The sequence below is a fragment of the Spartinivicinus poritis genome (assembly GCF_028858535.1).
Lineage (GTDB): Bacteria > Pseudomonadota > Gammaproteobacteria > Pseudomonadales > Zooshikellaceae > Spartinivicinus > Spartinivicinus poritis.
On record NZ_JAPMOU010000073.1, the window covers coordinates 1 to 16327 of the forward strand.

Here is a 16327-nt window from a genome sequence, read left to right on the forward strand (position 1 = left end):
ACGGCTAATGAAAATATGTCTCCAGTTAACTTTGAACAATCTCAGAGAAAAGTGTCCGGTTTAGTTTGACCAGAACAAAACGCCTCATTATTCTCTGGTGTAGAGGAATTGTTGGTTGCATTCAAAGAGATTGAAGATAGTTAACATTTTTTAAAACTAGAAGAGTAATACTGCCAGCTACAAGCTGGCTTTTTTGTTAACTTAAATTAGTGATTACATTCTGATCATTGAGTTAAAAACTATCACTTCTTGTATCTAAATAGAGCAAAATAACACGAAAAATGCCACCTACTTTTAAGGGTTGTAGTATCGTCTGTCGTGATCGACTCCTCAAAATATACTGAGGCTATTAGAACGCGTTTTAAAAATAGTAAATGTATACAAAGTTGTATTGTAAAAGATAACACCTAGAAGGTTGCTAGCATGGGGAATAGATAGGAATAGGCTCCCTTAGCGTTTATTATTGGTTTCGCAAAAATCAAAGATAAACAACAAAAAGAGCCTAAATGGATTATCCAACAGATTTGACTGATGCACAATGGGAAAAACTGAGCCCTTTATTACCAATCCCCAAATGGCAGCCTGGCAATAGAGGCAGGCCACCCGCTAATAGACGCCTAGTCATTCATGCTTTGCTTTATGTCCTAAAAACCGGCTGTCAGTGGCGAATGCTTCCTAAAGAATTTGGCTGCTGGCAGACAGTATATGGTTACTTTAATACCTGGAGCCAACAGGGTGTTTGGGAAGCCATTATGGATTCCTTTAGGAGGTACTATCGTGAACAATTAGGAAGAAAAGCCGATCCTAGTGCAGGCTGTATTGATAGTCAAAGTATTAAAACCCATACTCAAGGTATTCATGTTGGTTTTGATGGTGGTAAAAAAGTAAAAGGTCGCAAACGTCATATTTTAGTGGATACGCTTGGTATTATTATCTGTGTTGTTGTGACTTCTGCTGCTGTTGGTGAACGAGAAGGCTTAAAGCGGCTACTTAAAGGATATGTAAAAAAAAGCATGACGAGTTTGCTAAAAATTTGGCTAGATAGCGGTTATTCTGGCACTCCTATTATTGAGTGGGTTAAAGATTTTCATAAAGTTACCCAAGAAATCATTCTAGAGGTGGTTGAAAGGGCTGGCAAAGGATTCAATGTTGTTAAACAGCGTTGGGTGGTTGAACGTACTGTTTCTTGGCTCATAAACTATCGACGACATGCAAAAGACTATGAGGTCCTAACACAAAATAGTGAAGCAATGGTTCAGATTGCCATGATATATATTTTAGTCAGGAGAATAGCTTAAGTTTTTATTTTTAAAACACGTTCTTAGACCACTACAGTTACTACTCAACGCTGAATAATGGTGTGATCAACAGGGGCATTCCGATCTAACATAATCTCTTCAATATCACGCGATCTCAATGCAAGCTGAAGATAATAATACACCTGTTCACTGCACTTTCTTATGGTATATACAGTTGACATATCCCAAATAAGCGTTAATATTATGGTATATCCTTTTTGTATATCCTTAGGAGGTGCATATGGAAAGAGCCAGTGTTTTTAAAAGCAATAAGTCTCAAGCTGTGAGACTGCCAAAACCAGTATCACTGCCTGACTCAGTGAAACAGGTTGATATTATCGCTTTAGGCCGAGCACGCTTGATTGTGCCCGCAGGAGAGGCTTGGGATAGTTGGTTTGATGGTGAAGGAGTGACAGAAGACTTCATGTTGGATAGAGAGCAGCCTTCTGATCAAGAGCGGGAAAGCCTGTAATGCTAAAGTACATGCTGGACACCAACATTGTCATTTATACCATTAAGAACAAGCCGCACATTGTCCGAGAGACGTTTAAAGCACATTATGGGCAAATCTGTATCTCCACAGTGACGTTCATGGAGCTGATTTACGGCGCTGAAAAATCCTCGAATTCAGCGCGAAACCTGGCAGATATTGAGGGAATGGCAGCTCGATTAGATGTGCTCAATTATGACGATGCAGCGGCTACCCATACGGGCCAGATTCGCGCTGAGCTAGCAAAAGCGGGTAAGCCTATTGGCCCCTATGATCAAATGATTGCTGGTCATGCGCGCTCACTGGGTTTGATTATTGTAACCAATAATGAGAAGGAATTTAGTCGCGTGCCTGGCACACGCATCGAAAATTGGGTCAGCGCCTAAAGGCTTTGTTGCAGCGCTTATTAATTGATCAAGATCATACATTTTAAATCAGCTAAAATGGCTCTTTTTTTGCTGAAGCTATCATCTCCATGCCGTGCTTAGGCTTGAAGGTAAAAACATTGAAGAATTGCTTAAGCATCAGGCTCAGCAGCAGACACTTCCATTTGATAATGAGAGCAAAATAATGATATTCAACCCTGATAAGATGGCGTTTGCTCGTCATGAAACCTTTGCTTTACGTTATGGCTGGTTATCTAAAGGCTTTCAGGCTATGACGAAGGATAGCGACATCTTCGAATCGGATGAAGCGACTGTTGAGCTTGGGGTTGGTAAGAATATGGTTTCTGCCATCAAATATTGGCTTCGGGCATGTCGTATGATCGATCCGGTAAAAAACAAATCAACGGCTCTTGGAGATTACATTCTCTCTTCTGATGATGGTTACGATCCTTATCTCGAAGATGAGGCGACTATCTGGCTGTTACATTGGCTGTTAGCAACTAATGCAGAGCTGGCAACTTCGTGGTTCTGGTTTTTCAACCGTTTCCATAAGCCGGAGTTTACCGGTCAGGAGCTAGGAACTGCGCTGGTTGACTTCGTGTACGAAAAAGTTATCAATAAGAAAAAACCGGCTTTAGCAACCTTGTCAAATGATGCTGGACTTATTCCACGCATGTACACCCTATCCACCGGAAACACCCGCACGCCATTAGAAGATGCGTTAGATTCTCCTTTTTCTTTGTTAAAGCTTGTTTCTCAAAGTGCCGGAGGAAGAAGCTATCAATCCCGCCCTATGGCACGCCCAGATTTGCCATTAGGGATGTTAGGTTTTGCAGTGTGTGAAATGTTTGAAATGAAAAACACCCGTGCGATTCCGATAGAAGACTTTATGTATAGCAAGGATAACTACCCCGCTATCGGTTCAGTTTTCAGGTTAACGGAAAGCGATCTTGTTGCAAAACTTGAAAGGCTTGTGAATTACATTCCAGGCATCTTTGATATTCGTGACACTGCCGGACAACATCAGCTTTATTTGTCAGAAGAAACGGATGCGATGATATTCATTATTGAACATTATGAAAATCCAAGTAAGGAAATCGCTGCATGAGTATAAAACATCAAGTACATATTAATACTCATTACACACGCTCAATTAATCTAGAGCGTGATGCTGATTCCCTTGATATAGTAAAAGCCTATATTCCTACATCAAGAGCTTTAAAACTGTTTAACCGAGTTGCTGAGGGGTTCAGTAGTGCTCTAACTCCTCGCGCATGGTCGCTTATCGGGCCTTATGGGTCAGGTAAATCCTCTGCGTCAGTCTTTTTATCACATTTACTGTCATCACCTGATGCTGTTGCGACACAAGCAGCTTTGAAAAACTTAAAGGAATCAGCACCTGACATTACCAGTGTATTCCGAAAAGAGATTTCAAAAAACAATGGCTTTTTGAAAGTATTAATTACTGGTTCACCCGAACCGATGGGCAAGAAAATTGTACAAGGTCTTGCTAAAGCTTCGGCAAAGTATTTTTCTAACTTTAATGGCCGAAACCCCAATGTTGTTACTGATTTAGAAACACTATCACAAGCAGATACCGTTACCGTTTCAGAAATTATCGCCCTTGTTAAAGAGCTGAAAAGTGCTCTTGCAAACAAAGGCTGTAAAGGCGTTTATATTGTTATTGACGAGCTTGGAAAGTTTCTGGAATTTGAAGCACGGCATTACGGTGCCAATGATATTTATATGTTACAGGCATTGGCAGAACATGCCTGTAAAGGTGATGAGTGCAATCTATTCTTGTTTGTATTACTGCACCAATCCTTTGAGCAGTATGCCAAAGGCTTAGGTGAGAGCCTGAAAAATGAGTGGGCTAAGGTTCAGGGACGTTTTGAAGATGTGCCATTCCTTGAGTCTACGGAACAGGTATTGCGGGTTGTTAGTGCTGCGTTTAGCTATGACTTCACCCAAAAAGAACAAAAGCAGCTTAATACTACGGTTAAAGGTTTTGTAGATATTCTACAGGAAAATGAAGCCTTACCAGGTGTGGTGGATAAGAAAGCAATGCCAGAACTGATGGCTCACTGCTATCCACTGCATCCAGTCAGTGCCATATTGTTACCTGCACTTTGTCAGAAAGTTGCACAGAACGAACGGACTTTATTTAGCTATCTGGGAAGTCATGAAGAATTTGGATTGCAGGATATGGTGGATCGTTTTGAATCAACGGAAGACTTTATTTATCCGCACCATGTCTATGATTACTTCATTACGAACCAACCCGCAGCTCTTGGAGATTACCGAACACATCGGCGATGGGCTGAAGTCGTAACAGCTATTGAGCGCCTTGGTGATGCGCCTGAAGATCAGCTTAATCTGCTTAAAACTATTGGCCTGCTCAATATCATTGGCATTAAGGGCGGATTTAAGCCATCGAAAGCGTTACTTCAAATTTGTGGGCGCAATAAAACAGCTGTTAGCAACTCGTTGAAAGCGCTTTCAGAGAAATCAATTATTACTTTCCGTCGGTTCAGTGGCGAGTATCGCGTATGGCAAGGCAGTGATTTTGATCTTGAAGAGGCTGTAGAAGAAGAAATTAATAATTTAGGCGAGTTTTCATTGGCGAGTGAGTTAAATAAAGCCAATGCGCTTATGCCTATCGTAGCAAGACGCTACACCATTAATAGTGGTGCATTGCGCTACTTCACGCCTGAATTTGTTGATGCTCAGACTTATAAATCATCTGAGCAGAAATCCAGTGAACCTCGCATTATCTTCTTCCTTGCCTCGGCAAAGGATGATGAAGTTTTATTTAGTGAATCTGTTATACAGCACTATTCCGATTTAGATCTAGTTGCTCTTTGTCTCAATGGTTCTCAATTGAGTGAAGCTACTGCCGAAGTATTAGCGTTGCGTCAGGTACAAAACAAGCGTCAGGAGCTTAATAGCGATCCGGTTGCTAAAAGAGAATTTGAAGATAGGCTTACGGCTGCAGAATTAGCTGAACGAAATTTATTGCAGCGTTTGCAAGAGCAGCCACAGGAGTGTGCTTGGTATTACAAAGCAGATGAATATGAGATAGAAACCAAGCGTGATTTTCAGGAGCTGTTATCTTGGGTATTGGAAACGGTTTATAGCAAATCACCAAAACTACACAATGAGTTGATTAACCGTGATCGGCCTTCAGCACAAGCGAATGCAGCAAGGAATAAACTACTGGAAGCGATGATGGTTAACCCATCTGACGCTGAAGACTTGGGCATCGATAAATTTCCGCCTGAAAAAGCCATTTATCGTTCAGTATTAGCGGCTACAGGTCTTCACAATAAAGAAACTAAAGAATTTCAGGAGCCTCATAAAAGATCACCTTTCTATCATGTCTGGAAGGAAATCAATCAGTTTCTGGATTCAACAGAAAAGTCACCCCGATCATTGGCAGAGCTTAATAGTATATTGATGGCTCCTCCCTATGGCGTTAAAGCTGGTGTTTTGCCCATACTGTATATTGCTGTCTATATCGTATATCAGCACGAACTGGCTCTATATGAGAACCGGCAATATAAACCTGTAATGACGCAGGAAATGTTAGATCGTTTTGTGAAGCGGCCTGATGAGTTTACCTTTCAGCGTTTCAGGATTACCGGATTACGCTCTTCGATTTATAAAGAATATTGCAAGATTATCGATACCGGATCAAAGCAAACGGTTGTTCAATTAGTTAAGCCACTAGCTCAATTTATTGGTGGTCTTCCTGACTATACACAGAAAACCCGATCTTCTGACTTGTCGATAAAAACAAAGAAAATAAGAGATGCATTTAAATTTGCAAAGTCACCGGAGACTCTTATTTTTGAAGATATTCCCAAAGCACTTGGCTACGAACAAGAACTTGCAAAGGATAATCCTAATTTAGAAGGTTTATCTCAATCGTTACAAGGCTGCTTGAAAGAACTCAAAGACTGTTATCCGAACATGCTTAAGCAGCAGATCAAAATGCTGTTGGAAGCGTTTCACTTGGATAGCGATAATGAGCTTGAGGAGCTTCGCAGGAAGGTCACAGGACGCTATGAGGGCTTAGATCAGCATACGGTAGATGTTGATGGCTTAAAAGCATTCATTAAGCGTCTCACGAAACGTCAGGGTGACGATTATAGCTGGCTTGAGAATGTCTTGATGTTCCTTGGACAAAAGCCTACTAAAAAATGGACTGATACGGATTGCTCTGAAGTAGATGTTAAGTTGAGTGATTACGCAAAACGAATTTTGGACTTGGAAGCGTTAAGGGTTCACTACGACAGATCGCGTAAAAGCATGGATGGCGAGTTTGATGTCATCCTGCTTAAGTCTCTCAAGAAAGGCGGCGAACCGATAGATGAGGTAGTCGCTATTGATCAAAAAAGAAAAGATGCGATTCAAGACTGCAAAGCATTGCTGAGAAAAGCCCTAGATGAGCATTCGGATGAATTGCAGCTAGCAGCCCTTGCAGAAGTTGTAGATGAGTTTCTTACTGAACGAAGAAATTCCAGTACTAAGAAGCCTCAATCTTCCAACGTGCGAAATAAACTCAAAGAGGTGAAAAATGGCTAACAATAGAATTTCAATGGACTCCATTAATTCACTTGATAACGCACGTCATGTGTTAGGACTTTCCGGCGGCAAAGATAGCGCTGCTTTAGCCGTTTATATCAAGGATAAATATCCAGAGATACATGAAAAGATAGAATATTTCTTCACTGATACGGGAGCGGAGCTTCAAGAGGTTTATGATTTCTTGGATAAGCTGGAAGCCTACTTGGGAAAAGAGATCATTCGCCTCAGCAGCGGAAAAGATTTTGATCACTGGCTTAAAGTCTATAACGAATATCTACCATCAGCCCAGCAACGCTGGTGTACGTTGATGATGAAGATCAAACCATTTGAAGCCTTTGTCGGCGACGATCCTGTGGTGAGCTATATCGGCATCAGAGCAGATGAGAATCGTGAAGGCTATATCAGCCGTAAAGATAGTATTAAAGCGGTATTTCCATTTATTGAAGATGGTTTGGTGCGGGATGATGTTTTTCAAATTCTGAAAGATTCGGTTGGCACACCTGAATATTACCAGTGGCGCTCTCGCTCTGGCTGTTATTTCTGTTTCTTCCAGCGTCAGGATGAGTGGCTTGGTCTAAAAAGGAATCATCCTGAGCTATTTGAGAGAGCCCGACAGTATGAGCTGCGCATGAGAACAATATTCGATTGGAAAGATGGAGAAGTTCCCATTAAAGGACATGGCTATACCTGGTCTTCGCAAGGCACTATAGATGAAATGGTAGAGCGTGCGGTAAAAAGAGAGAAAGAACTGGGTATTATCGCAACCAACAAAAAGTCATCAGAAAAATGGCAGGAAACATTGAAAAACATGATGGATGATGACCCCTACGATCAGGCATGTTTGGTGTGTAGTTTATAGATTAGAATAATATATTGAGAACGATTATGACGTGGAAAAATAATCATTGGGTGAAGTTCCTTGAGGGGTATTGCAAAGGAAAGAATCAGATACAAGATGAATATGTTAGAAAGGTTGCAAAAAGATTAGATATTGAAGAACCATTAGATGTTCAGTTTCCTTGGCAGCAGGAAATATTATCTAAGTTTCAATCTAACGGAAATCATAATCTGATTATATTAACCGGCACTGCCGGTGATGGTAAAACCAAGTTATGCCGAGATATTGTACGCGCTCTTGACGGAGATGATTTTGACGAAGATGAATGGAACGAAAATAGCTACTTTAGTACAGATGAACGCACAGTAGTTAAAGACTTCTCGGAATTAAAAGACGATAAAGACTTACTGATTCGAGAGCTAATAACAATACTGGATACCAAGCACGTATCCAAACCCATACTGGTTGCGGTCAATGACGGTATTCTTGTTGAAGAACTTGAAAACTTCATAAAAAAAAACTCTTCTGATGAGGCAGAACAGGAAACTGCCAAACTTCTAAAAGAAATAATTGAAGATAAAATCAATTTAGGCTTTAGCGAGTGTGAAGGACAAGAGCTTGTAAATTTAATAAACCTCTCCAAACTCAATGCCAAAGAAAACATGGCGTTGATCTTCGACACAATATTAGATCATCCAGGCTGGAGTCATTGCGATGGCTGCACTGGAAAAGAAAATCAAAGCTGTGCAATTTATAATAAATACCATCTCCTAAAAACTGAACCTCATATCAAAGAAAATCTAAGCAATATCATCTTACTTCTACAGCTCAATAATGAACATTTCACTATTAGGGAGCTGTTAAATTTAGCAACCAATACGTTACTGGCATCAGTACCCAAACCAAAAGCTCTACGTATAGCGGATATGGAAGCAGGTATCGGCACACTTAACTGCGCCTCCATGTCAAAAATTGAACATACGGCTGTCTTTTCGTCTGAATCAAGTATCGAAGTCGGCTTTTGGGGCATGAATCTCGGCGCTCACAAAATGAGAAATAACCGGCCATTCTCTGAAATTAATAAATTGGGTTTCGGCGAATTGTCTACTAACTACTGGGATAGATTATTAAGACACAAAACCGAACGAGATTTTTCTATCCCCTTGGATGCTAATAATAAGTTATTTGAAGCCAGACGCATTGATGGCGTTGATGCCAATAACGAAGTTTGGGATGCACTTATGCGTCGTTCTAGAATGCAGCTCTACTGCTTTCAGGATGGCGATGAAAATGCTTACCACCTCCAGCGTTATTCCCATTTTGGACGTTATCGTGAAAACGTTTATGACAGCTTGAGCAAGTCAGACTGTGCAGATGATGTAAATACGATTGCTATGATTATTTTGGCGTTAAATCGTGTTTTTCATGGACGGTATATTTCAGAAGGGTCTGGGAGAGACAGCCTGTTTATTCCTGAAAAGGGGCAAGGATCGATTATACCCATTTCCATCTTCCACGGGGAAGATATACGCGAAAGAGATATTGTTATCAGGTCAATCAAGAATGACATGTCTCTATCAGGCGCACGTATTGAGCCTGTACTGATTTTGGATATAGATCGTAAGCATGAGGTTAAGATGTCGTTGACCGTAGAGCTGTTTGATTATCTTGCGCATGTCTCAAAAGGAGCGCCGCCGAACACGACTGATCCCCGATTGTATAAAAAGCTCTTAATTCTACGTTCAAAGCTTTCGACACTGATCCGAGAAAGTAGGCGCACTGAGACCTATTCAATTCAGGATGGTGAGTTTAGACAGGTCATATTGGATGTTCAAAATGGATAATTTGAATGCCAATACGGTAGATCTAAAAAAAACCTATGGGATCAAAAATATTCCGTTTGTCGAGCATGTTTGGGGGCATCGATTCAGACCTGAACAGACTCCCATGCTGCTTCTTTTTGAATTAATGTGCATTATAGAAAACCAATATCAGGCGAAGCAGCATGAGTTCATTAAGAATATATTTGCTCCAGAAAACGATATTCTGTATTTCCGGCATCGTAGAAATTTCAAGCTGCGAATATTGCTTTATCAAAATGAGATACTTGAGACAATTCATCGCTCAACTGCGCCAGACAAAGAAAAATGGCAGCGTCAGTTTGATTTTTTAATGGGTGATATAAAGGGAGATAACTTTAGTTTTAAAGAAGCCGACATTGATCATATCAAGAATAACTTTAAATCCTTTGAAAACTTTTACAATGTCATAAAAATACTCGGCTCGCTAACATTTGATCCACTTTCAAATAAGCGCTGGTCATCAAAATTTATTTACCCGATTAATCGTGAATATATATGGTGTGACTACAATAACGTTGACAATTCTGAAGATAGACGATTTTTCTCACGGGGAGGTGAATTAGTTTATTTAATGCTATGCCGCGCTCCAAATGAATTAAGGCTCGAACTAGAAAGACTGTTTACCGAATGGCTTGAAGAGAAAGACGACTCATATTCTACACTAGCCAAGTCGCTTGCCATTAGTGAAAAACGTTACCCATTAGAGGAAACAAACCGAAAAAATCTTGGCTATTTGCCTCCACATGAAATGAATTGCTTCACTACGTTTGCTGAAGATATAGTTCGTACTCTAAATCTGAATTTAGAGAAACTCGATAAAATCAAAATCATGTCGGATTTAGTAGGTTTCCACACCGGAAATTATATCTACAGCGTTGGTGAAATGTACACTAACATGTCTAACAACGGATCACCTAAGTGTCCAACCTATATAGCTGAGGTTCTTACCAAAACTTCTAACAGCATCCGAAAAGCCTCCATACAAAGCATCTCAACACAAAGAAATCGCCTGAAACGAAGCCTCACCAACTGCATACCCAACTTGTTTGATCAATATGCGCTTGATATTGAGGAAGAGTCTGATCGAAAGGTATTTTTAGAAGAGCAGAGAGGAGAAGCGGAGGATTATTTAGGCAAAAACATTTTGGGTTATCCCCATATCTGCTTTCGTCATATCGGTTTTGTTTCAAGAAAAAATACAAGAAGCTTCAGGTACGTTGTTACAGAAGATTTTTTGCACTCGCTAGTCATTACATTACTAGGTTCGGAAAAACGACTGGAGTTTCGTAAATTTATGAAGGCGCTTAGGGAGAGATATAACATCTTTATAGATCAGTCTCCATTTGAGGATTCCGAAATTCTACAAAGTGATTTGAATCGAAATGCTAAAAATTTATCAGTTTTGCTCTATCAGATGGGAATGCTTAGGCATCTTTCAGATGCGTGTAGTTATGTAGTTAACCCGTATTTGGAGGATACACTGTGAAGTCATTAGCTCAATACTATTTTAAATTAATTGAGGCTGATTATAGCGATTGGCATAACAATAATAGCGGTGATGGCGTTCCAGGACGACTGGTGCTTAGGGAGTTTGACCCAAAGGTTGTCGAATCTATTCTGTCCACGATTAAAGAATCACAATTGCCAATTTCACCTGTAGGGAGCAATTCAGGACTCATCATCGCTGTTGAAGACCATGAGCATTACAAAGATCTCAACATCGAAAAATATTCGTTTGCTGACCTCACACATGAGCGAAATCGTGTTGGAAACTTTTTCTGCATCATGTTTATTGCGGAAACAAAGCCGACGCATGATCAAGTGACCAGAATAGATCAAAGTGTCGTTTTTGATATATCTGAGACCGGCAAATGGATTGATATAGCTAAACATCTACAGCCTAACTCAATCATCTTTAGCAAAGAACAAGTAGATGATCTGGCACTTTTTGTAAGTGAGTTGACCCATTCCAAATGGAATAACCGACCCTTTATTGAAATCGATAAAATAAACCGCTTTATTGATCGGGTTATTTCTGACACTATCAAAGACGGCTTGTTTTGGGATGCCATCGGGAAAAATTGTGTCTGCTTAGGCGGTATTAACCGACTGGATGAATTCAGAGTCCTGAAAAACGCAGGAAAGGACTATCGAAAAGTTTTTCGCAAGTTAGTCTCTAGCACTCTCTTTGTTGATATTGAGTTCTGGAGAGCAATTCTTCGAGACCGTGAGATTGATAAGGCTGAAATTCATGAAAATCTGAACCAGCTTCGTGAAAGCGAGCCGGAATATAAAGATTTTTGTGACATTGTAGATGAATACTTTACAGCATATTTTCAGAACCCCGAAGATGCTAAAGAGCTTAGAAACCGTATTCAGCAAGAATATGATTCTCATGCACCATTCAGTTCTGTATTACAGCAAAAGAAGACCGCTACAAAATTTAAGCTAGGCGAAGAGACGCTTCAGTTCTTAGCTGACAATGATATTGATATATCTGAATCACATGCAGATATTGTTACCCGTGTTGATGATAAGGCGAACAAGCCTGATAAAAACGAACTAAGGACGTTCTACTTCTCACATTCAAAAGAGCTATCTGAAGATGCCAAACTTGAAAAGGCGTGGCTGAAAGAAATTAGCAGCAGCAAAATGACAGAATGCACAGACTTTATTGAAGGTCTATTAATCGTGCTGTCAAAATCGATTTTCATGATGGATATTGGTACGGATAAGGTGAGGTTGAGCCTTGCAAAAGACCGGACTAAGAGATCTTTGCAAAAGAAAAACAAAGATGCGATTGAATTCTTCTTCAGTGAATATAGGGGAATAGCTGATTTCTGGTCAGAGTTCGGAGATGCGTTTGAGGTTGAATTTCCGAAATCCTTTTCCGAAGATAATTTACTTAGCAATAAAGATCTTAAGAAAGGCAGAAACGGAAAAGCAGCAAACGAACTCTATTTCAGAATACTACGCTATAGCAATGACCCTAAATCTCCATCGGAAACATGGGATCTGAAGTGGAGCTTTAACCCATTTGGCTTTGAATCAGCTAAATATAGTGATTTCCCTAAAGTCATGGAGAGAAAAGGATATTGCCATAAGCACAGCATTTCAGTTGATCCGCTGTTTGTTAAGCGCTCTGAATGCAATCCAACCATCAATAATAGCCAGATGTTTCTATCAGTCAGCACACGAATGAGTCGCGGTGAACTGATACGAAAAATGGATAAAGAAGGAAGCGAAATAAGCGACCTGTTATCACAGCTTCTACAGCATAATCACCTTGCAAAAACAGACTATGACCACTTCAAAAACATCTACGACAGTTTTGTGCTGGAGTGGAAAAATGCTGTAGATTCCACACTTAAAAACCCGCTCCTTGTCGAGCTGAATGATTTTGAGCTGTCATTTAATATTGTGTTAGAGTTCTTGGTTTCTCGAACTCATTTAGGGGAAAGCTTCAGAGAACTTCTATACGAGTTCATTACCGTCCATACTCTGTCTGTGGGCGATAACACCGATTATGCTGTCTACCTCCCTTGGTCTCCCTTCAGCTTATTAATGGTGGCGAAGAAAAACGAAATTTACAGGAATATTGCTAGAGCATATCGAGATGGGAAGCTAATTATCGGAAATAAATATGATGGAATGTTATCCAAGCTCATTTCCGAACTCAACGAATCTTATGGAAAAAGCCTATTTTTACGAAAAATCAGAAGCCGCGAATCTATTGATCTTGTTTGTACACAATCAAGATTCGGATATTTTGAATATACTTCTTTGGCTAACTCGAAAAATGCCCTTCGAGATAAAGAAGTTCGTTCAGTCATCAAGGCAACCACTAGCAAGTTTTTAGAAACGTTTCCCAATGAGCGGCATCATTTACAAGTGATGTGTAGTGGCTTGCTTTCTTACGATCAGATACTTGCCGTTTATGATGAACTGTTGAAACTGTCAGAGGATCAGGAAGACCAGATTTCACTGTCTATAACGTTTACGTGCAATAAACGAAGTTTGCTGGATGTAATCTATCAGAGAATTTGTGAAAGCTTTGATGCCAGCAAGATCGATAACAACATTAAGGTAAGAGTAGTTAGCAGTCTGGAAGAAGTTCAGGAAGGTGAAGTCGATCTCCTATTCAGCTTTGATCCGCTCTATACAACGAATGTTCTGTCGCTTGACGCACCTGCTTACGTTGTGTCGTCCAGTAAAAGCGTGTTTTGGGAATATTGTGCATCACGTAAAATCCCTTCAAACCCTATAACAAAGACTTCTTCCTTTGCATTAAACAATCATATATTTGATCAAACCTCTGCAAACTTCCATCAAGCATTTATGCGAACTGCTGGTAAATTGGGGAATATTTCTTTTTGCCGTGAAGTTGCATCAACTGAATTGAAAGACGAGATCAATATTGGCTTAGCTAAGAGCAATTGGCTAGTTATCTATGATTATCTGCTCTGTAAGGATTCGTTGATTCTTAGCGAGAATATGGGCGACCCTTCAACTAATGGGAACCGTAGAGTGCTACGCTACGTTCAGGGCGAAGGTCTAAAGAGATCTTTGGCGATCATCACAGAAAAAGAGACCCATTACATCACCACTAATCTCGACAGTAATCTTAGGAAATGGCGGTTTGTACACCCCGACAACATTCCAGGTATTGTTGATAAAATATTTACGCTATCCAATTCTTTTAGCAGTGACATACTCTTGAAGTCCGTTGGTAATGGCAACTTTTCACATGATTTGGTAGGTACGGCTGGCTCCGCTGTATTGATTGAATCATTGCTTGGAGATCAAGATAAGATCGCTGATATTTTCTGGGTGCATCTTGACGATTATATTGGTTGGTTCAAGTCCTCTATTGAGGACGATGCCCTGAAATCTATAGGTCGTTCCGTCAACTATGTTTCTGATTTGATGGGCATCTATCTCAGCGAAAGCGAAGATAAAAAAATAACTATTAATCTCGTGATCTGTGAATCTAAATTGAACAACGGGTCTATCGACCAAAGCATTAAGTCATGCAAACAACTAAAATCGACATGCGAATTAGTAAGATCCATGTTGGAATCGGCTTTGGCATTTGACTTTTGCTATTGGCTCAATAAATTTTTGGAGTTTATAATCGGGAACTTTAAGTTTTCGCCCAATGAGTTTAACTTTGATAGATTACTTAACCTCGACAAAGATTCTGTCCATATCAATCTCTATGGGCTTTCTGTTATTTTTCGTTATGACAATGATGCGATAAACTCAGATTTTTATAGCATCTATGATAGCGACTATTTAAATCAAATATCACTTAGCTTTAAAGATACTAAGCAAGTATTTAAACACATGCTTGATTCTACATCAGAGCTTGTTCTTGATATAACAGCAATCCCGAAACCTCTTGAACTCAACCGAAAAGTAGCGACAGATCAAGACGAGCCCTATATATTGCTTGAAGAAGATACAGAGGAAATACAAGCTGACATTGATCTTTCTACAGCAGATAATTCAAGAGTCGCTCCTGTAGATACGCCTGTACCCGACATTGCTCAAGAGGCAAATACATCTCCTGACCCAATTCAAGTCATACCAGCAGGTGATTCTAAGTCAGTAATGGCGTTAGTAACACAATGCCTAGAGTATCTCGATAACAATATTGTTGTTGAGGATGAGGATCCCATAGACATTGAAAACGTTAAGTCCGGCGTGAGAAAGATATTAAGCCATTCAAATCTGCCATCGAATTTTTCAGAGACGTTAATAACTCCGAACTCTATCGTTATTAAGTTGCTCGGCGATGTGAATCTAAACGCGAGCAAGATTATCAATATGCGTGGTACATTCTTGTCCGTAGTGGGTTTATCGCTGCGACAAGTCTATCCAGAACCTGGCCTAATGGTACTTGTTTTTGATAGGGATAAAAGGCAGATAGTTTATTTTTCAGAACTGATAAAGCGAACGCTTTCCAATAGACAGAAAACGCTGGACAACGGTTTTAACAATAAAATCCTTCTAGGACAGAATGAGTTTGGAGATGATTGTTGCTTCTTCAAGCTGGATGGAGCCAGTCCTCACGCGCTAATTGGAGGGCAAACCAAATCAGGTAAATCGATCTTAATGAATAATATGATTACTGATTTGATCATGACCAATAAGCCCGATAATTTGAAATTAAGATTGTTCGATCCTAAACAGGTTGAGTTTTCTTCCTACTCAGATTCTTCGCATTTAGCTCATCCAGTTGTCTTAGATAAAGAAGAAGCTGTAATTCGACTCAAGGAGCTGGAACATTTGATGAATGAAAGGTATGTCCAGCTTAAAGATTTAGGACTTAAGGATATAGAAGCCTATAATCTACGTTATCCTGATTCACGCATGTCGAGAGAGGTTGTTTTCTTTGATGAATTAGCAGACTGGATACTGGACAATGAATTTAAGAAGGATGCTAAGGACATTATTGTTAAATTGTCTTCCAAGGGGCGAGCGGCTGGTGTTCATTTAGTATTAGCGACGCAGAGGCCTAGTAACGATGTGGTTTTCCCACTTCTTAGAGCAAACCTTGATACCAAGGTTGCTTTAAAAGTGGATCGGGATCTTAACTCCGAAATTATTTTGGGTGAATCTGGAGCCGAGAACCTATTGGGGTATGGACATGGCATTGTTAAGACTGAAGGTCAAACCATGAGTATACAAGTAGGCTTCACCAATCCTGCCGTTTTTGATGAGCTGGTAAATTTGATAATTAATTATTGGAAGGAAGACGAAAACAAACCTATTCTGTATTAGTGTCATTACCGAGGGAAACTGACGGACTAATTACCAAGGGACTTTGTCGTAATAGGCTAACAACGGCTGATAAAATA

9 protein-coding genes are annotated in these 16327 nt (G+C 40.0%); all 9 read left to right on the plus strand.

Annotated elements, in window-relative coordinates:
* Positions 1-506 precede the first annotated feature (506 nt).
* The 9 genes from ORQ98_RS26925 to ORQ98_RS26965 all read left to right on the plus strand — a co-directional run bounded on the left by ORQ98_RS26925 (position 507) and on the right by ORQ98_RS26965 (position 16250).
* Positions 507-1298, plus strand: a complete 792-nt coding sequence (locus tag ORQ98_RS26925) for an IS5 family transposase (protein WP_274691921.1) — start codon at positions 507-509, stop codon at positions 1296-1298.
* 241 nt (positions 1299-1539) lie between these two features.
* Positions 1540-1770 carry a type II toxin-antitoxin system VapB family antitoxin gene (vapB, locus tag ORQ98_RS26930; protein ID WP_274691922.1) on the plus strand — a complete coding sequence of 77 codons (231 nt, stop codon included), beginning with the start codon at positions 1540-1542 and terminating at the stop codon, positions 1768-1770.
* Between the two features lie 11 nt (positions 1771-1781).
* Positions 1782-2174: a type II toxin-antitoxin system tRNA(fMet)-specific endonuclease VapC gene (vapC, locus tag ORQ98_RS26935; protein WP_274691929.1), complete on the plus strand. Its 393-nt coding sequence runs from the start codon at positions 1782-1784 to the stop codon at positions 2172-2174.
* Between the two features lie 94 nt (positions 2175-2268).
* Positions 2269-3282: a DUF4007 family protein gene (locus ORQ98_RS26940; protein ID WP_274691923.1), complete on the plus strand. Its 1014-nt coding sequence runs from the start codon at positions 2269-2271 to the stop codon at positions 3280-3282.
* Positions 3279-6761, plus strand: a complete 3483-nt coding sequence (locus tag ORQ98_RS26945) for a hypothetical protein (RefSeq protein ID WP_274691924.1) — start codon at positions 3279-3281, stop codon at positions 6759-6761. The genes ORQ98_RS26940 and ORQ98_RS26945 overlap by 4 nt, the downstream gene beginning before the upstream one ends.
* Positions 6754-7623, plus strand: a complete 870-nt coding sequence (locus ORQ98_RS26950; protein WP_274691925.1) for a phosphoadenosine phosphosulfate reductase family protein — start codon at positions 6754-6756, stop codon at positions 7621-7623. Before ORQ98_RS26945 ends, ORQ98_RS26950 begins: the two co-directional genes overlap by 8 nt.
* 26 nt (positions 7624-7649) lie before the next feature.
* On the plus strand, positions 7650-9446 hold the full coding sequence (locus ORQ98_RS26955) for a hypothetical protein (protein WP_274691926.1): 1797 nt from the start codon (positions 7650-7652) through the stop codon (positions 9444-9446).
* Positions 9439-10950 (plus strand): hypothetical protein, encoded by a 1512-nt coding sequence (locus tag ORQ98_RS26960; RefSeq protein WP_274691927.1) that lies wholly within the window; start codon positions 9439-9441, stop codon positions 10948-10950. The genes ORQ98_RS26955 and ORQ98_RS26960 overlap by 8 nt, the downstream gene beginning before the upstream one ends.
* Entirely contained in the window at positions 10947-16250 is a 5304-nt protein-coding gene (locus ORQ98_RS26965) for an FtsK/SpoIIIE domain-containing protein (RefSeq protein WP_274691928.1), read from the plus strand. Before ORQ98_RS26960 ends, ORQ98_RS26965 begins: the two co-directional genes overlap by 4 nt.
* The last annotated feature ends 77 nt before the right edge of the window (positions 16251-16327 follow it).